The sequence below is a fragment of the Rhodococcus baikonurensis genome, from assembly GCF_040489275.1.
Taxonomy (GTDB): Bacteria; Actinomycetota; Actinomycetes; order Mycobacteriales; family Mycobacteriaceae; genus Rhodococcus_F; species Rhodococcus_F baikonurensis.
The window spans coordinates 79739-94548 of the sequence record NZ_JBEUOQ010000012.1; the positions used below are offsets into that span (position 1 = coordinate 79739).

At 61.9% G+C, this 14810-nt stretch carries 35 protein-coding genes; 19 read left to right on the plus strand and 16 right to left on the minus strand.

Annotated elements, in window-relative coordinates:
• Positions 1-162 precede the first annotated feature (162 nt).
• Both ABWI03_RS24465 and ABWI03_RS24470 read left to right on the plus strand, forming a co-directional pair.
• On the plus strand, positions 163-813 hold the full coding sequence (locus ABWI03_RS24465; protein ID WP_353798905.1) for a hypothetical protein: 651 nt from the start codon (positions 163-165) through the stop codon (positions 811-813).
• Positions 810-1940, plus strand: a complete 1131-nt coding sequence (locus ABWI03_RS24470) for an ImmA/IrrE family metallo-endopeptidase (RefSeq protein ID WP_353798906.1) — start codon at positions 810-812, stop codon at positions 1938-1940. The genes ABWI03_RS24465 and ABWI03_RS24470 overlap by 4 nt, the downstream gene beginning before the upstream one ends.
• Positions 1941-1988: 48 nt before the next feature.
• Here the strand turns inward: ABWI03_RS24470 and ABWI03_RS24475 are convergent, their stop codons facing one another.
• From ABWI03_RS24475 to ABWI03_RS24500, 6 genes are all read right to left on the minus strand, one after another.
• Positions 1989-2243 (minus strand): Txe/YoeB family addiction module toxin, encoded by a 255-nt coding sequence (locus ABWI03_RS24475; protein ID WP_353798907.1) that lies wholly within the window; start codon positions 2241-2243, stop codon positions 1989-1991.
• Positions 2240-2491: a type II toxin-antitoxin system Phd/YefM family antitoxin gene (locus ABWI03_RS24480; protein WP_021343848.1), complete on the minus strand. Its 252-nt coding sequence runs from the start codon at positions 2489-2491 to the stop codon at positions 2240-2242. Before ABWI03_RS24480 ends, ABWI03_RS24475 begins: the two co-directional genes overlap by 4 nt.
• A 193-nt stretch (positions 2492-2684) precedes the next feature.
• The gene (locus ABWI03_RS24485) at positions 2685-3065 is read right to left on the minus strand and encodes a hypothetical protein (protein ID WP_351646610.1); all 381 of its coding nucleotides are present in this window, start codon (positions 3063-3065) and stop codon (positions 2685-2687) included.
• Positions 3066-3156: 91 nt separating this feature from the next.
• Complete coding sequence (locus ABWI03_RS24490) at positions 3157-3300, minus strand: hypothetical protein (protein WP_351646612.1); 144 nt, start codon at positions 3298-3300, stop codon at positions 3157-3159.
• On the minus strand, positions 3300-3587 hold the full coding sequence (locus tag ABWI03_RS24495; RefSeq protein ID WP_351646614.1) for a hypothetical protein: 288 nt from the start codon (positions 3585-3587) through the stop codon (positions 3300-3302). Before ABWI03_RS24495 ends, ABWI03_RS24490 begins: the two co-directional genes overlap by 1 nt.
• Positions 3584-4192 carry a hypothetical protein gene (locus ABWI03_RS24500; protein WP_353798908.1) on the minus strand — a complete coding sequence of 203 codons (609 nt, stop codon included), beginning with the start codon at positions 4190-4192 and terminating at the stop codon, positions 3584-3586. The genes ABWI03_RS24495 and ABWI03_RS24500 overlap by 4 nt, the downstream gene beginning before the upstream one ends.
• An 86-nt stretch (positions 4193-4278) precedes the next feature.
• Between ABWI03_RS24500 and ABWI03_RS24505 the strand changes: the two genes are divergently transcribed.
• Positions 4279-4500 (plus strand): hypothetical protein, encoded by a 222-nt coding sequence (locus ABWI03_RS24505; RefSeq protein WP_353798909.1) that lies wholly within the window; start codon positions 4279-4281, stop codon positions 4498-4500.
• A 73-nt stretch (positions 4501-4573) separates the two neighbouring features.
• Here ABWI03_RS24505 and ABWI03_RS24510 read toward each other — a convergent pair whose 3' ends face one another.
• The 10 genes from ABWI03_RS24510 to ABWI03_RS24555 form a co-directional block, all read right to left on the minus strand.
• Positions 4574-4765, minus strand: a complete 192-nt coding sequence (locus ABWI03_RS24510; protein WP_353798910.1) for a hypothetical protein — start codon at positions 4763-4765, stop codon at positions 4574-4576.
• A 2-nt stretch (positions 4766-4767) separates the two neighbouring features.
• Complete coding sequence (locus tag ABWI03_RS24515; RefSeq protein ID WP_353798911.1) at positions 4768-5769, minus strand: hypothetical protein; 1002 nt, start codon at positions 5767-5769, stop codon at positions 4768-4770.
• 82 nt (positions 5770-5851) lie between these two features.
• Positions 5852-5998 carry a hypothetical protein gene (locus tag ABWI03_RS24520; RefSeq protein WP_353798912.1) on the minus strand — a complete coding sequence of 49 codons (147 nt, stop codon included), beginning with the start codon at positions 5996-5998 and terminating at the stop codon, positions 5852-5854.
• A complete protein-coding gene (locus tag ABWI03_RS24525; protein ID WP_351646553.1) occupies positions 5986-6255 on the minus strand; it encodes a hypothetical protein in 270 nt (89 codons plus the stop codon). Before ABWI03_RS24525 ends, ABWI03_RS24520 begins: the two co-directional genes overlap by 13 nt.
• Complete coding sequence (locus ABWI03_RS24530; protein WP_353798913.1) at positions 6252-6476, minus strand: hypothetical protein; 225 nt, start codon at positions 6474-6476, stop codon at positions 6252-6254. Before ABWI03_RS24530 ends, ABWI03_RS24525 begins: the two co-directional genes overlap by 4 nt.
• Positions 6477-6582: 106 nt before the next feature.
• Positions 6583-6819, minus strand: coding sequence for a hypothetical protein (locus ABWI03_RS24535; RefSeq protein ID WP_353798914.1), 237 nt, complete (start codon positions 6817-6819; stop codon positions 6583-6585).
• Positions 6820-6929: 110 nt separating this feature from the next.
• Complete coding sequence (locus tag ABWI03_RS24540) at positions 6930-7286, minus strand: DUF3846 domain-containing protein (protein ID WP_353798915.1); 357 nt, start codon at positions 7284-7286, stop codon at positions 6930-6932.
• 105 nt (positions 7287-7391) lie between these two features.
• On the minus strand, positions 7392-7595 hold the full coding sequence (locus ABWI03_RS24545) for a hypothetical protein (protein WP_021343833.1): 204 nt from the start codon (positions 7593-7595) through the stop codon (positions 7392-7394).
• 107 nt (positions 7596-7702) lie between these two features.
• Entirely contained in the window at positions 7703-8002 is a 300-nt protein-coding gene (locus ABWI03_RS24550; protein WP_116102948.1) for a hypothetical protein, read from the minus strand.
• 100 nt (positions 8003-8102) lie between these two features.
• A complete protein-coding gene (locus ABWI03_RS24555) occupies positions 8103-8345 on the minus strand; it encodes a hypothetical protein (protein ID WP_353798916.1) in 243 nt (80 codons plus the stop codon).
• Positions 8346-8901: 556 nt separating this feature from the next.
• Between ABWI03_RS24555 and ABWI03_RS24560 the strand changes: the two genes are divergently transcribed.
• The 16 genes from ABWI03_RS24560 (at position 8902) to ABWI03_RS24635 (ending at position 14807) form a co-directional block, all read left to right on the plus strand.
• A complete protein-coding gene (locus ABWI03_RS24560) occupies positions 8902-9186 on the plus strand; it encodes a hypothetical protein (protein ID WP_351646444.1) in 285 nt (94 codons plus the stop codon).
• Between the two features lie 117 nt (positions 9187-9303).
• Complete coding sequence (locus ABWI03_RS24565) at positions 9304-9501, plus strand: hypothetical protein (RefSeq protein ID WP_021343829.1); 198 nt, start codon at positions 9304-9306, stop codon at positions 9499-9501.
• Positions 9498-9821 (plus strand): hypothetical protein, encoded by a 324-nt coding sequence (locus ABWI03_RS24570; protein WP_351646441.1) that lies wholly within the window; start codon positions 9498-9500, stop codon positions 9819-9821. Before ABWI03_RS24565 ends, ABWI03_RS24570 begins: the two co-directional genes overlap by 4 nt.
• Positions 9818-10165 carry a hypothetical protein gene (locus tag ABWI03_RS24575; protein WP_353798917.1) on the plus strand — a complete coding sequence of 116 codons (348 nt, stop codon included), beginning with the start codon at positions 9818-9820 and terminating at the stop codon, positions 10163-10165. The genes ABWI03_RS24570 and ABWI03_RS24575 overlap by 4 nt, the downstream gene beginning before the upstream one ends.
• Positions 10162-10599 carry a hypothetical protein gene (locus ABWI03_RS24580; protein WP_351645528.1) on the plus strand — a complete coding sequence of 146 codons (438 nt, stop codon included), beginning with the start codon at positions 10162-10164 and terminating at the stop codon, positions 10597-10599. The genes ABWI03_RS24575 and ABWI03_RS24580 overlap by 4 nt, the downstream gene beginning before the upstream one ends.
• Positions 10596-10766, plus strand: coding sequence for a hypothetical protein (locus ABWI03_RS24585; RefSeq protein WP_351645525.1), 171 nt, complete (start codon positions 10596-10598; stop codon positions 10764-10766). Before ABWI03_RS24580 ends, ABWI03_RS24585 begins: the two co-directional genes overlap by 4 nt.
• Positions 10763-10960 carry a hypothetical protein gene (locus tag ABWI03_RS24590; protein WP_351645522.1) on the plus strand — a complete coding sequence of 66 codons (198 nt, stop codon included), beginning with the start codon at positions 10763-10765 and terminating at the stop codon, positions 10958-10960. The genes ABWI03_RS24585 and ABWI03_RS24590 overlap by 4 nt, the downstream gene beginning before the upstream one ends.
• Positions 10957-11130: a hypothetical protein gene (locus tag ABWI03_RS24595; RefSeq protein ID WP_351645519.1), complete on the plus strand. Its 174-nt coding sequence runs from the start codon at positions 10957-10959 to the stop codon at positions 11128-11130. Before ABWI03_RS24590 ends, ABWI03_RS24595 begins: the two co-directional genes overlap by 4 nt.
• A gap of 40 nt (positions 11131-11170) precedes the next feature.
• Positions 11171-11491 carry a hypothetical protein gene (locus ABWI03_RS24600; protein WP_116102957.1) on the plus strand — a complete coding sequence of 107 codons (321 nt, stop codon included), beginning with the start codon at positions 11171-11173 and terminating at the stop codon, positions 11489-11491.
• Positions 11492-11493: 2 nt separating this feature from the next.
• On the plus strand, positions 11494-11946 hold the full coding sequence (gene ssb, locus ABWI03_RS24605) for a single-stranded DNA-binding protein (protein WP_351645515.1): 453 nt from the start codon (positions 11494-11496) through the stop codon (positions 11944-11946).
• Positions 11947-11980: 34 nt separating this feature from the next.
• Positions 11981-12307, plus strand: a complete 327-nt coding sequence (locus ABWI03_RS24610; protein WP_234551492.1) for a hypothetical protein — start codon at positions 11981-11983, stop codon at positions 12305-12307.
• The gene (locus tag ABWI03_RS24615) at positions 12304-12672 is read left to right on the plus strand and encodes a YfdP family phage-associated protein (RefSeq protein WP_021343820.1); all 369 of its coding nucleotides are present in this window, start codon (positions 12304-12306) and stop codon (positions 12670-12672) included. The genes ABWI03_RS24610 and ABWI03_RS24615 overlap by 4 nt, the downstream gene beginning before the upstream one ends.
• Positions 12673-12677: 5 nt before the next feature.
• Entirely contained in the window at positions 12678-13541 is an 864-nt protein-coding gene (locus ABWI03_RS24620; protein ID WP_353798919.1) for a DUF2303 family protein, read from the plus strand.
• Between the two features lie 83 nt (positions 13542-13624).
• Entirely contained in the window at positions 13625-13801 is a 177-nt protein-coding gene (locus ABWI03_RS24625) for a hypothetical protein (protein ID WP_353798920.1), read from the plus strand.
• The gene (locus ABWI03_RS24630) at positions 13798-14253 is read left to right on the plus strand and encodes a hypothetical protein (protein ID WP_351644963.1); all 456 of its coding nucleotides are present in this window, start codon (positions 13798-13800) and stop codon (positions 14251-14253) included. Before ABWI03_RS24625 ends, ABWI03_RS24630 begins: the two co-directional genes overlap by 4 nt.
• Entirely contained in the window at positions 14250-14807 is a 558-nt protein-coding gene (locus tag ABWI03_RS24635; protein ID WP_021343816.1) for a hypothetical protein, read from the plus strand. Before ABWI03_RS24630 ends, ABWI03_RS24635 begins: the two co-directional genes overlap by 4 nt.
• Positions 14808-14810: the final 3 nt, after the last annotated feature.

The following is a 14810-nucleotide window of genomic DNA, read 5'->3' on the forward strand; positions in this document are numbered from 1 at the left end:
GAGCAGCAGTCGTGCACCCGGTCGGAGTGTCGCGTGCGCGTGAGTGCGCGCGTGGTGGGTCGTGGGGGATTGGTTGGTCGTGGTCGGGGGGCGGGGGAACACCGACTGGCAATCTTTCATTCCTTGTCATATTATGACTTCAGCCAACCGAGAGGTCATAATATGACGCCCAATGAAATGCAGCGCCTCGTGATGACGCAATCCGGCATCCTCGCGCCACGTATGTACGAAGGTGTCGCCTCGGCCCTGGCTGACGCCAACACTCGAACACGTGGGTACAAAAGCGAGAAGTACCCGCACATTCGGCCCATGATGGCCCGCATCGCATTCCGGGAGTACCTCGAAAGCGAAACGCTGCCGGCCGAATGGCGGCTGGGCGGCAATCCGAAGTTGATGGGACAGCTTTATCTGACCGCGCCCACCCTCGGTCTGAAACTGCGGTTCCTGAAGGAGCGACGCAAGACCTATCCGAGCGGCGTGCCCGTCGCGGGAAAGAACCGGGCGCGCCGGGAAGCCTGGCAGCAAGGCGGATTGTTCCCCCGGCCCGCTGTTCCCGTGCAGCAGACTCAAACGATGAGCGAACTGCTTCTGCTGTGGGACTACGCCAAAAAGGAAAGCGTCGCAGAAGGATTCACTCTTCGGATCGTTCGGCCGCTCGCCGCAGGCGTCTACGGCCAGGCAGTGCCCTACGATCTCGACATCGCCGTCCGGCCCGACGGCACCATCTTTACCGACATGACCTTCTCCGGAGACTCAGACGATGAGGACTTCTTCGGCGAGGCAAATATCGATCGCGCAGAAAACGAAGAATGATTGACAACAACACTGACCGAGAGCTGCTCGGACCCCGACTGCTGGCCCTTCGTGACCTCAAAGGCCTGACACAGCAAGAGCTCGCGACCTCTGCGGAGGTATCGCAGAGCTTTTTGTCGTTGGTGCAGAAGGGTTCACGACCGTTGCCCGAGTCCCTCGCGGTCAAACTTTCCGAAACCTATTCGCTCCCGCTCAGCTTCTTCCAGATGCCAGACGGGGAGACGGACGCCGGCCAGTTCACCTTCCGTAAGCGTGCCCGCGCGAGCGCTCGTGACGAACGTCGTGTGAAGCGTCTCTACTCCGAAGCTGCTCGTTTGTTCAATGCCATCTCCGCGGCGTCGGAGTTCCGGACGAGCGAACTGCCGGACCCTGCCGAGTTCAACAACGATCCCGAGGAATGTGCCGAAGCCCTCCGACGATCCGCAGGTCTGGGACCAGAAGATCCGGTCAAGAACGTCACTCGACTGCTGGAACGTCACGGCGTCGGTGTCGTCAACGACTTGGATGACAGCTTTGAAGGCGCATCGGATCACGTTGGGGTGTCCCGCCCGAACCTTGGAACCGAACGCCCGCTGGTAGCGCTCACGAGTCAACTGCCTGGAGCGGTCCAGCGTCTCAGTTTGGGGCACGAGGCCGCTCACTGGATTTTCGATCGTCGGCTCGCATCCCCGTTGGGGAGCACACGTTGTCCGGAGGAAGCGCGCGCGTTTCGTTTCGGCGGCGCGCTGCTGCTGCCTGAGCGGGTAGTCCGCGCTCGAGTCACGGAGAGCCTGTCGCTGCACGGCTATCTCCGGATCAAGGCTGACTATGGGATCTCGGTGGGGGCTATCGCCAGGCGCGCAAAGGACATCGGCGTGATCTCGCCGGAGCGCTACCGAAGTCTGAGCATTCAGCTGTCCTCACAAGGGTGGCGCACCAACGAGCCGGTCGACGTAGCGCAGGAAACGCCGCGACTGTTCGGACAGGCATTGTCGAAGGTGTACGGCCGGCACTTCGTGACGCGTGCATCAGACGAACATGGGATCGACCCTGGGCTGATCTTGCGTTGGACCGGAGACCAAACGTCCGCAGAGGAACAAGAGTCGACGGCGGCGACGAGCAACGTCGTCGCCTTCAGGCGACCATAAGAGAGAAAACAGCCCCGGTGCGCGAATTGCGCACCGGGGCTGTTGCTTTCAGTAGTGTCGCCGTGCCTGCTGGATGACGATGATGTCATCTTTGACGACGTAGACGAGACGATGCTCGCGGTCGATGCGACGAGACCAGACGTTCAAGTCGCTGTATCGCAGAGGTTCGGGTTTACCGATCCCGGTGAAGGGATTTCGCTTGATGTCCTTGATCAGATCGTTGATCTTCTTGAGCATCTTGCGGTCTGCGACAGACCAGTGGGTGTAGTCATCCCATGCGTCGTCCGTAAAGGCGATATTCACTCGAGAAGCTCTCTTTCAGTGTATTCGCCACGTCGGGTTGCCTCCAGACTGCGGATCAGGCGCATCGCATTTGCAGGCGATGACAGCAGGTGCGCGGTCTCGACGATAGAGTCGTAGTCGTCCTTCGAGAGGAGAACGGCGTTCCCCTTCTTGGAGACGATTTCGATCGTCGTGTGGTCGTCGTTGACCTGCTCGATGAGCGGGAACAGCGACTTCCTGGCGTCCGTGGCGGTGATGGCAGTGGACATATAGCCTCCTCGCAGCAGTTCGCGTCTTCGATAGGGAATGTCGGCAGGTTCGGGATTTCTTGCCGGGTACTCGGTCTCAATTTGTAGTGTCCGATGGGGTGAAGACTGCTGGTGCCCTCAACTGTACCAGAGATGTACCAAACATGTACCTAATCCAGTACAACTATGGTGCGTAAATTGGCAAATAAGCTGGTCAGGAACGCGCGACAACGCCAGCTGCGCGCTCATCCCCCGGAGTGAAGAGGACGCGGATTGGATCTCCGTGGGTGCTGCGGATGACGTCAGACAGTTCACTGGTGGGTATGCACTGCGGATAGCCGACTACGTGACGCTTGTCGCGGGCCACCATGATCATTCCTATTTCGCCGTCGGGGAGCTCGATCACCGACCTGGGCGGCAACGCCTCCAGCTCTTCGACGCTGTTCACCGTGCGAGGCTTCGACCAACCAGCGTTCTGTAGCGCGGCGGCAGCGAGATAGCACTCGCCTGTGCAGTCTTCGAGGTTCGCCGCGCACACATGCTTGTGGATCGGCACAACGAGTTCATGTGTGGCCTGTGATCGGATCTCACTCACGATTCCCCCTGGTGGTCGGCCATGCAGTCGTCGCGGCAGTCTTCGTCGCATCCGTTGTAGAACTCGTCCTCGGGATCGGTGATGTTCTCACTCACAACGACTCCTCAGAAGGCTTGGCGGCGGCACTGAGTTCCTCCGCTTTGGTGATCAGTTCGTCGGCCTGCAGTGGTGTCAGTCCGTAGGTGATGAGGTCTCGGACCAGGAGGTGCCTGATGTCTGGGCTGCGTTTGCTCATCACCAATCACCGTCTTCGAGTTCCTCAGGCGGAATTGGCGCGATGGTGAAGCGTCCGCCTTCAATCTTGGTTTCAGTGCCGTCCTCGTGAAGGATGCTGCTGTCATAGGTGGCTTCGACTTCGATGTCGTGAATCTTCTCGATGCCGAAGTCTCGGAGCGGGTTACCTTTGCCGACCGTGATCCGAAGGTTCGGCCCCCACTTCGCTTTCCACTGCTCGTGGCTGTCGGCGATCCTCTGCAGAATCTTCACCAGTAGCTCAGCCTGGCTGTCGGTGTAGTCGCTCACGATTCCCCTTCCAAAGCTGCGCGGAGTTCGTCTGCGTCGTATTCGTGGGCTCGTGCTGGTTCGACGCAGCCGTACTGCTCGCGTTCGCCGTAGCGGAGATTGCAGCTCGGGCAACGCACGTCGTCTCGGGCGAGGTGGCGTGCCCATTCGAGTTGGCGGCGTTCCTCGGCGCGGTACTTCTCCAGCTCTGCTTCGAGTTCGGCCGCCGTGGCCTCCGCCTTCTCGGCGCGTTGGCGTTGACGTTCAACCTCTTGCTGGGCGATGCCGACCAGTTCCCACACAGGTTCAGGTGGCCGTTCCGCTACGTCCCAGCCTTCGATCTCGGACTGCACCATGTGGCCACTCATGTGCTCCAACTCGGCGTACGTTGTGGGCCGTTCGTAGGTGAAGCCGGTCGGTGTCGTCTTCGGCCATTCGTGCCGCCCGCTGGTGTGCTGTTCCACCACATGTTTGGCGTGTTCGGTGGCGGTCTCGATCGTGGGTTCACTGCCGTAGGTGCCTTTGGTTCGCCAGTCGCATCCCGTGCAGCCCCACCAGTTCCAGTACGACTGCTTCAGTCGGTGCGCTGCGATGAGGTCGGTCAACCCCGGATCAGGCGCGGTCACGACCACACCTCGGGCGCTTGGTGCCATCCGCAGCCGTTCGCGGGTTCGTCGACGGGCTTTCCGCAACGGCACCTGTGGATTCCGTCATGACCGGGCAGGTTGTCGCACGACCCGACACCGCAGTAGACGGGCTTAGTGGCAGATGGGGTTCTCGCGAGATTCTTTTCGACACTCATGGCCTTGTCTCCGATGTGGTTGCACGTGTGGGGCAGTCTTCGTCGCGCGGTGCGTCGTGGATCTCGTCGCAGGTCCAGCAGGGGTTGCAGACTTTGCAGTCGACGCATTGGCTGCAGGGTGGGCTGATGTGACAGGAGCAGTCGTGGCACTCGATCAGCGCGGACGAGGCGACCAAATAGGTGTTGGTCCCCGGATCGGATGCGCTCACGACGCCACTTCCTCGACTGAACCCGCTTCCCAGGCACAGGGGTCGAGGTCGACCTCGTGGGAGCATTCGTGGCACAGACCGGCGTAGGCCATGTTCTCCGCCAACAACTTTGCCGTCCGTGGATCAGGAGCCTCCACGTCGAGTGTGTGGTTCGCCGTTTGGGTGAGGTTGACTCGGAAGGTGCTCATGCTCACCCCTCCTCGGCCGCAACGAACGGGGCGAGGTTGGGATGCCCTATGCGACAGACGGCGTATGACCCGTCACAGCCCAGCCACTCCGAGTTATCCGCGCGACGCACCCACTGGAACCCCTGGACGTCTTTGACCTTCCGCACGGTCGGCGGCACGTCGTTTAAGCGCTGCCATTCGGTTTCGTTGGAGGAACGCGGGATAGTGTCACCTCCGCAATTCGTGCAGTACGGGGCGGGTGGCACGTTCAGCTTGCAGGCTGGGCAGTAACGTGGCGGCGGTTCAGCAGGAGCGGAGTTGGTCGGCGAATCAGTATCGGGGACAAGCCGATACCAATCCCCATTCGCACTGCATGCCTCCTTGATCAGGGCTTCGCGAGTCTCGATCGCGCCAGTCCGAGCGTTATGCCATTCATTGTCCGCGCCGAAGTAGTACGTGGCCCAACCGATTCGGACCACCTCACCAAAGGCATCTGCCGGGAACACACGACCCGCACGGGCCTCCGCCTCAGTAGGCTCAGCGCAGACGGGCTCAATGTGGTGATGTGCAGTGTGCCCATCTCGACGCGTGCATTGACGAGCGTCGCCGCTCTCGGTTTCCGCATAGAAGTCGCAACGCTCCTCCTCAGCAGGTTCGGTTGCCGGGAACAGGGCGCGGAGACGGGCTTGCGCATCGAGCACAACCTTGATCACATCGAGCACAACCTTGATGTCCTGCGAACCATTCAGGCCGAGCACCGTCCGCATGTCTTTCACCTGTTCGGCGGTGAGTGTCATACCGCCGGCAGGGACGAGACGGCCAGCCGCGGTGAGATGCGCAAGAACAACCGCGGCCACTTCCTCCCATTGCGACCACCGATCGCATGTCGCGGAGAGCTCTTCGACGAGGGCTGCAGTTTCAGGGGCATGCGTGGTGACATCAGCTGCATCGGCACGCATCTCGGAGACTGCGGCTGCCATCTCCTGGCTGATCCTTGTGAACTTCTCGATTCGACTCTCAGTCATTTCGTACTCTGTCCGTCGTAGTTGATGGTTATCTACCTCGACACTAGACACTGGAGGTGTGCAGCGCCGCTTGTCGATTCACTCAGGGCTCAACCGTGCGCTCACGATCCCGACGAATGCAGCGAGCGTCGTACGCCAGCGCCCACAGCATCACCCGGCCCCGCGCCCGCTGCTTCACGCGCAAGTAATGCCACCGCGCCAACTCCGCGTAGTACCTCACGACAACCACCCCGCATCCTCACGGTCCTCGACGTACTGCCCGCCGGGCGGATCGTCATACGCCGTGGTGAGCGCCGCCCGTACTGTCTCGGACGACGCCGCAGCCAGATTCGCATCCCGTCTCGCGCGCCAGTCCTCCCAATCCCAGCCAGCGCCCGCGTCGATGACGTACTCGGTACTCTTCACCGGTACGCCGTCCACGAACACGTACACATCCGTCGGGCCGTCCGGATCTCGGACGACAATCGTTTCGATCTTCGCGCTCATTCGCCTGCCACCTCTCCGTTCCGCACGATCAACGCCGTGTAGTCGTACACATCGACGTCGATGTCTGCGCGCGACTCCGCGTCGATGTCGATCGTCACGACACCGGAATCGTGCACGTACAAATGCACATTGACCCGCTTACTCAGATTGGGGTCGCCAGCCGGAATGAGCGACACAACTGCCTCATTCTCGTTCGACGAAATCACCTCGACGTTCATCATCACTCTCCGTTCCTTCGTAACAACTTCCGTGCTGGAAGTGCAGGCTGCTCGTCTCGCATCCCCATCCGATACGAGCAACCAGCGCCCCCAGCAGGGGGTTTCAACCTCAGAAATACGCAACCCAATGCGGCCACACGCCCGGCGCCGGGCCGGCTGCAACCTCGACGATCGGACGCCACGGACTCCACGGCGGCGTGCGGTACGCGTCGGGCTCGTGGCCCCGACACATCACCGCCTCACCGTTGGTGACGGTCGGCGTAGCCACGCACCCGAAGTAATCGCAGTAGGGCTGCGACAGCCGCACATGCGAGCGGACACTCGGCTCAACGACGCCTTCATTCATGCTCGATTCCTTCCTCGGGGTTCACCGGCGAACTGTCGCGCCGGTGTGAAAAGGTGACCGACGGGACGAACCCTGGCGCGTCGCTTGCGTCAGGGCTCCTCCCGCCGAACTCACACAGGTGACGCGTCGAACTGCGCCGCGATCCTCAGCAACCGTTCCTGCCACACAACCGGCAACGAGACAGTCTCGCCTTCACCGTCGGTGGCCGTGAACACCACGATCCCGTAGTACGCCTGCCACGTGTACCCGAAGGTCCGCGCAAGAGCCGTTGCCAACAGGTTGACTGCCGGCTCGGCGACGCACAGACCTTCGTCGTCGATCCACATGTCGACCTCGTCGGGAACGAGCCGCACCACATCCACTGACCTACAATCGATCTCACGATAGAACCCCTTCAACGTGTCGTCGCCGAGGTCTACCAGCGTCGCTGCGCCGTCAGTGTCAATCCGTACTGCCTGAACACCCATGATCGGGTTTCCTCTCCACTCGGGGGATGACCTACGACCCGAAGCTCGGGCGGTAGGGGCTTGTGAACAGCCATCAGGGCTCGCCGGACGACGAAACAGGGGGAGTCAGGCGCCCACGAGCAGACGGGCGCGCTGGAGAGAGTCGGAACTGTCGATCAAGTTCTGAGCGAGACTGTCGAGCGATTCACACGCATCGAGCAGCAACGCAGAATGTACACACAAAACAGGATCGGTAACCAGCTTGCGAAGCTGATCCTCGAGAGCCCGGACGTGGGACAGTGCAGCGAAATCTTCACGGAAGTCGGACATATCGTTCTCCTAAGGGGATGACGACGAGCCCAAAAAGCCGTTCACAACACGGGACATGAGCAACCATCAAGGGCTGCCGGCCGGAGAGGGGGTGTCGAGCGGGTGGATCAGTAGTGGAACGCTGCGAACGCCTCGACGACTTGCCAGTCGCCGTCGTGGACGTACTCGACGCTGGCACGTTCGCATGCGCGGTTGCGTGCCTTCACGTGCTGGTGGTGCTGCCCGGGGAACATGCCGGACGGAAGGTCCTTCCATCGCGGCGTGTGGCCCTGGAGGATCTGAACGAGGTAGAACTGCTCATGCTCGTCGCATCGAGCGGGCACGATGTCGAATGCGGTGTCCGGTTCGGTGATGAGCATGAGTACCGCTACTGCGCCAAAGAGATTCGCGATCTGAGATGTGGGCATGTTTCCTCCTGTGTGGGGGTGACGTGCCGACAACCCTTAAAGGCTGCTCATGTCTGCTTTTCGTGCACCCTATGGGGCCACCCGCCGGTGATGGGCGGGGCTAGGGCTTGACGCCCCACTCCCGCATTCTCGCGACGTACTGTCCGAGAAGTGCCGGTTCGTGTTGTGCGAGGAGCTGCTGATATGCCGACGGCAGGGCCAGTCCGTCCCGGAAATGTCGTTCCCGGAGGGTGCTGTGTACCCGGATTTTGCCGCGCTGGATCTTGTTGTGAAGCAACTGTTCTGGGGTGAGATGAGCGTTGCGCTCACGGGCTTTTTCTGCCAGGGTTGCGGTTGTTCGCATAGGGGTGACCTTCCGTGAGTGGAGGGTGGTCCTATGGGGTGCACGAATGTGCTCACACTGTGGAGTTCTCAAGGATCATGGGGGAGCGAATTTCACCCGACCAGATTCGGTGTCCGCACCCCAGCTGAGACTGGGGGGACTTACGGCCTTGCCGGCTGGCTTTCGTTGCCGGCTTCCAGTGGCCTTGTCAGTGAATGTCACTCACTGGCATGACCATAGTTTGCACTATGGGTACATAGTCTGTCAACACTTGGGTTAGATCCCAGGTCAAGGGTGGTTTGTCATGTCTCCAGGTGGGATCTAGGGGAGTGGCTACCCCCTGAGTGGTGGTCAGCCTGGACACTGCACTGGTGGCCCCCTGGTGGCCCCTGAGGGCTCATTTGCCCCTTGGGGTTCCCCAGGGGGCAGGATGGCACTTTCTGGCCCCCTAAGGGTAAATAGGGGGCACTATGACCAAATAGCCAGAATTAGCCCTGAGGACTTGACACACTATGCCCCCATAGTGTTACCTCAGTGCATGAAACCAGCTGCCCCACAACACAAAGGAGGTGAACCAATGCCAATCAAACAACACCCGGAAAGCCGACACGCCCACGCGATCCAGGCCTACCAAGCGATCCGAGACCTCGCCGACGCGCGAGCTCAACTCGACAAACTCCGCGCCGACGAAGGCCCGAGATACGAGGCCCAACTCGACGCCGTTGCCCGCGCCGAAATCGAACGCGTCCACTACGGCGACTACCCGGACACTCACAACCCGTTCTGGAACGCCGCCGACAACCCGTTCGGCAACGCCCCGCGTCGGCCCGAATGGTACGAGAACGACCCGGTAGGCGCCTGAATCAGGTGTCTACTATCCATCGCGACATCCGGTCGTCTACTATCCAACACAACACACAGAAACCGGATAGAATGGCAATGCCCCTGGCAGGGCGAACAATCCGAGAGGACACCCACAATGAACACCCCCAAAAACCGCAGAGCCCGGCACACATTCCGGCCCACCGACAACCGCGAACCCATCGCTGTCGAAACCCTCGCGAACCGCATCCACCGCGAAACGCCGTTGCAGTCGTTCAAAGCCGACCAGCGCGCCATGATCCACGCCGAAGCACGGCGCAGCATGATCGCCGCAGGCAAGGAGCTGAAACTGTGACCACCGCACTCGTCCGCAACGTCCACCTCACCGACAACGAACGAGCCGCGCTCACCGAACTCGGCATCGACACCAACCAGCGCGGCGTCGCCATCACCATCACCGCCGACACGTCCTGGCTCAACCTCACCGAGCCACACGCATGGATCGCCGATTGGCACACCGGCACCGACCACACCGATCGCGACGACAGCGGCACTCTCGACGAACTGCCCGAGCGCATTCAGGCAATCACCGACGACCCCGAGTTCAACCGGGAAGCCGGACTGTCCATCGAAATCTGCCGCTGGCACCTCTGGATCAACGGGCACCTGTCATGAGTCCCGAAACCTGCACCCTCAACATCGAATTCGCCGAAGAGGTCTACCAGTACCTCATCGATCACCCCGACGAACACAACCAAGGGCAGTGGACGAAGACCACGCCATGCGGGACCGTCCGATGCATCGCCGGAACCGCTTGCCACCTCGCCGGACACGGAATCACCACCGCATCCATCCTGACCGGTGCGCTCGCCTACACAGCCCGAAAGCTACTCGGACTCACCGCTTGGGAAGCCGACCGACTGTTTCACTGCCCCGACAACGAAGCAGCGCTGCTCCTCTTCCGCGAATACATCGACCGCGCCGAAGACGAACGCGACGCAGCCCTCGTCCAGCTATGAGCACCACCTTCGAGGTAGAAGCCGACATCAGCTTCGACGACCTCGTCCCCGCACCCAAAGCCCCACCAGGGAACGTCGGCCACGACCCCCACATCGTGGCCGACAACTACCACTGGCTCCACACCACAGGCCACCCCGAAGACGTCATCGCCGAACGGCTCGGACTCGACCGGGAGACCCTTCGCAAACACCTCCGGACAGCGAACTACCAACCACCGCTTCTTGGCCGGAACCTCCACGTACAACGCACCATCGACCGACTCATCGCCGCACGGCAGCCGTTCACCTGTGAATCGCTCCCCGAAGGCGACAGCAAATACGCCACCAACTCACTAGTCCGACTCGCACACAAACAGGGGCGCATCCGCAGGGCAGGAAAATCCACCCTCGGCTACATCCTCTGGGAAGCCACCACAGAACAGGCCAGCGCATGAACGCCAAACTCACCGCCGCGACCGCCACCGCGACCATCGGCGCCGCACTCACCGCCGCATCACTCATGGATCTCGGCAGCGCACTCCCGCTCACCGCCGCCCTCGCTGTCGGCATCGCCGGCATCTTCGGCCTCCTCATCGCACTCACCGCGAGCGTGCCCCGATGACCGAAACGCCCGGCCGCACCCCGAACGCCGTCCACGTCTGCGGCCCCACCGTCGCCCAGCACGAGGAAATGATCACGGACCTGGCCTACGACCTGCGCGTCTGCGCCCGCTTCGCCACCGGCACACGACTCACCCCCGACGAAGCCCGCGCCATCGCCGACGTCCTCGCCAACCAGCGAGGGTGGGTCCGATGACCCTCGAGGAACATGCCGAACACCTGATCCGGCAGGCCTACGACCTCGACCGCGAGCCCGGCGACCCGGACTGGCCAGACCTGCCCGCCGACCTGAAATCGGCCGCAACCAACCTGATCCCCGCCGTCGTCGCAGCCCTGGAAACCAAACAGCTCGAACCAGCCCACTGACCGACATCGACGGCAAACCAACGAGAGGAATGAGCTGAGCATGCCCGCCCGCGACGCTCTCGCCGAGTTCCAGGCACTCGCAGAGCACTGGAAGGTCACCGCCCGCAAGCTCTACCACCGCGGCCGAACCCGCGAAGCGACGCAGTACGCGAACTTCGCCGACCAACTCGAAAAGACCATCGCGACAGCACCACTCGGCCAATCAGCGCCAGAACCGACCATCGAATACGGACTCCGCTGGCCCGACGGCCTCATCGTCCCGTGCACCCTCGACGAAGCCAAACGCTGGGTGCGCGACCCGACACTGAAACTCGTCGCCCGGCACGTCACCGAATGGCACAACAAGAAGAAAGCAGACTGACCATGGCACTACCCGTCATCCGAGGCGAAACCGCCCGCCTCACACGTGATCCCGAGATCCGATTCACCGGCGGCGGCAAAGCCGTCGTCAACCTCGACCTCGCGTTCAACAAGAGAATCAAGGACCGAGCCACCCAGGAATGGAAAGACGGACCGACACTGTTCGTCAAAGGCACCGCTTGGGAACAGTTCGCCGAGAACATTGCCGAATCGCTGAGCAAAGGCGACGAAGTGATCGTCTCCGGCGAACTCGACACCGACACCTACGACAAACGCGACGGCACCGGCCAAGGCTTCTCGGTCACACTCGCCATCTACGCGATCGGACCGAACCTCAAGAACGCCACCGCCAAAGCGACCCGTACCGCCAAAAGCGACGGGGGAGGGCAGGGAACCTACGGCAGCGGCACCAGCAACGGATACAGCGGCGCGAGCAGCGACGAACCACCGTTCTGACCGCCTACCGGCACATCCCCGAAAGGCCCAACCGTTGCGCAATCCCCTGCAGCTACTCGAAGCGACGGTTCTCTACCTGCAAGAGAACCCCGACAAGCACACCGAATACCACTGGCACGACGGAACAGTCGGCGGCATCGCCGGATGGCTCTGCATTTTCGCCGGCGCCGCCATCAACGGGACCGGTTTCAAAACATGGGCCACGTACCACGACGAAGACATCGGGATCTACGACCTGGCCCGCCAACTCCTCAAATTGGACCGGGCCACCGCCAACGACATCTTCATCGCAGACAGCAAGGCCGACGCCCTCGCAGCCGCGCGGGCATACATCGCCGACAGGAAAGAGCACCACCGATGAGTGACACCACCGACGAGCAGGTTGCGCGCGCATTTGCAGCGACACTGCAAGAACTCGACAAAGGCAGAGTTCACAACGAGCTCACCGACCGCCTCCATGAACTGATCGCAGCGGCGCGCAGTACCGGCAAGGGAGGCGCGCTGAATCTCTCGATCAAGATCACACCCGACAACAAGACCGACATGCTCCGGTTCTCGACCAATGTCACCGCGAAGCTCCCGCAGGCCGAGCGCGCCGAAACGCTGTTCTTCGTCGACAAGGAAGGCAACCCGACGCGCCAGGATCCGCACCAGCTGGCGATGTGGGAAGCGAACGAGAACCGAATGGCCGCAGTACCCGACCCTACCGAGAAGAAAGAAGCCTGACCAAGATGTCTAATGCAGAGCGCGATACTAGAGAGAACGAAGTAGTCGCCAACCTGGCAAAGCAGTCCGTCGACCGAGGCCACGCCGTCACCCCGGACCCGATCGACATTCACACCTTCACGATCGCCGAAGGCTACGGCGGTGAAAGGGTGGTCACCAACTCGTTCGAGCAGTACCTCCCGGCACCGCGCCGTCAACGAGGAACAACCACGGTCACCGACACCGAATCGTTCATCCAACTCGTCGCAGCACAGACCCGACGGTGGTCCACACCAGAACAGGCCGTCATCTTCGCCGACGTCGACCAGTTCAACGTCACCGCGATCCTCAACTTCGACGACTGGAAGGACCACCGCGTCAGCCTCGCCATGCAGCGAAGCCCCGAATGGCTGCTGTGGAAATCCCTCGACAACAAACTGGTCACACAGTCGACCTTCGCGCAGCACCTCTCCGACGGACGCCGCTCGATCCTGTCACCGGACGCCGCAACGCTCATGGAGATCGCACAGACCTTCAAAGCCAAGCGGAACGTCTCCTACGAATCGGGGGTCCGCCTGCAGTCCGGAGACGTCCAATTCACCTACCACGAAGAGACCAAGGCCGGCGCCGGAGTGAAGGGGAACATCGAGATCCCCGAACGCTTCGAGCTGAACCTCCCGGTGTTCCTCGGCGGCACCGCATTCAAGTTGGGCGCCGACCTCCGCTACAACGCAGACAAGGACGGACTCGGCCTCGGGTACCGACTCGACAACCCCGACGAAGTCGTCCGCGCCGCATTCGCCACCGTCCTGACCCAGATCGGCACCGACCTCGGCGAAGGACACCTGCTGCTGCAAGGCAAAGCGCCGCAGTCGATCACCGCGATCTGATCCGCTCCACCCCATGACGCCCGGCCGGGGCGGGTGAGGAAGACACCTCGCCCCGGCCTGGGCCACACAGAAACCGAGAACCCATGGACGAAACACCCCCACCCGAGCGGCATCGGCTGAGCATGAGCAACCAGATCCTCCGCGGCCTGCAGGACCCCCGCAAGCACGTCTACAGCGGAAGCCTCGACGCCGCAACGAAAGCCGAACGCCGCGCCAAGAACCGTGCCGCCCGCAATTCCCGGAGGAAGAACCGCCGATGAACCACAACGACTGGCGCGACTACCGCGCCTTCATCTTCGCCGGAGTACTTCTTTTCGTCGTCGTCCTCGTCGTCGGAGGCATGGCAACACTCGGCATCGGACTCTTCAAGAAAGAAACCGCCGACTTCCGAGGCGGAGTCGCCGCCACCGAACAAGTCCACGCCAACGGTGCATACCGCATCGCCGCGTACGACCAGTTCTTCAACCGGTGCGCCGAAATCCAAAGCAAGGAAGCGACTATCGCGTTCCTGACCACCGAAGCGAAAGACGCGACCCCTGAACGCGTCGCACAGATCAACTCCACCCTCACCGCTGTACGGGCCGGACGCGCCGCCGACATCGCCCGCTACAACGCCGACGCCGCCAAGGCCGACACACTCGCGAACTTCCTCGCCAGCAGCCTCCCGTACTCCATCGACCCGACACAGGACCACACAACATGCGCGAAATGACTCGACTCGCCGCCACGTGCGCCGCCGGCATCACCTCCATCGCACTCCTCGCCGGATGTGGACCGAACGAATCGGACTCCCGCAACTCCGAACGCGCCACTGTCGACAACACCTACGACAAGCTCGTCGCGAACCAGCCCGCACACAGCATGGATTTCTCGCCGACCCGCGCGACGAAGAACTTCTGGATCGACACCTGGGGAAAGAACCCCGGCAAACTGTCCTACGTCTACCTGCAGTCCGCCGACGGGAAGCTGCTCGGCTACTACGTACTCGAAGGACTGCCCGTCAACTACTGCACGAGCCTCGTTCCGACGTACGAAATCAACAGCAGCGAAAACGGCAAGGTCGTCGTACCCCGACCCAGCATGGACGGCACCTGGTCATCGGGCAGCGGCGGCTGCAACGCCTACTACGGCAAGGACGCCACCAGCGGCGCATACATCGAATACACCGCAGGCCTCGGTATCAACGTCCTGCTCTACGACGCGCCGCTCGCACGACAAGACGTCCAACCCCTCGGCAACACCCGCATCGAGGACCTACCGAAGTAGGCC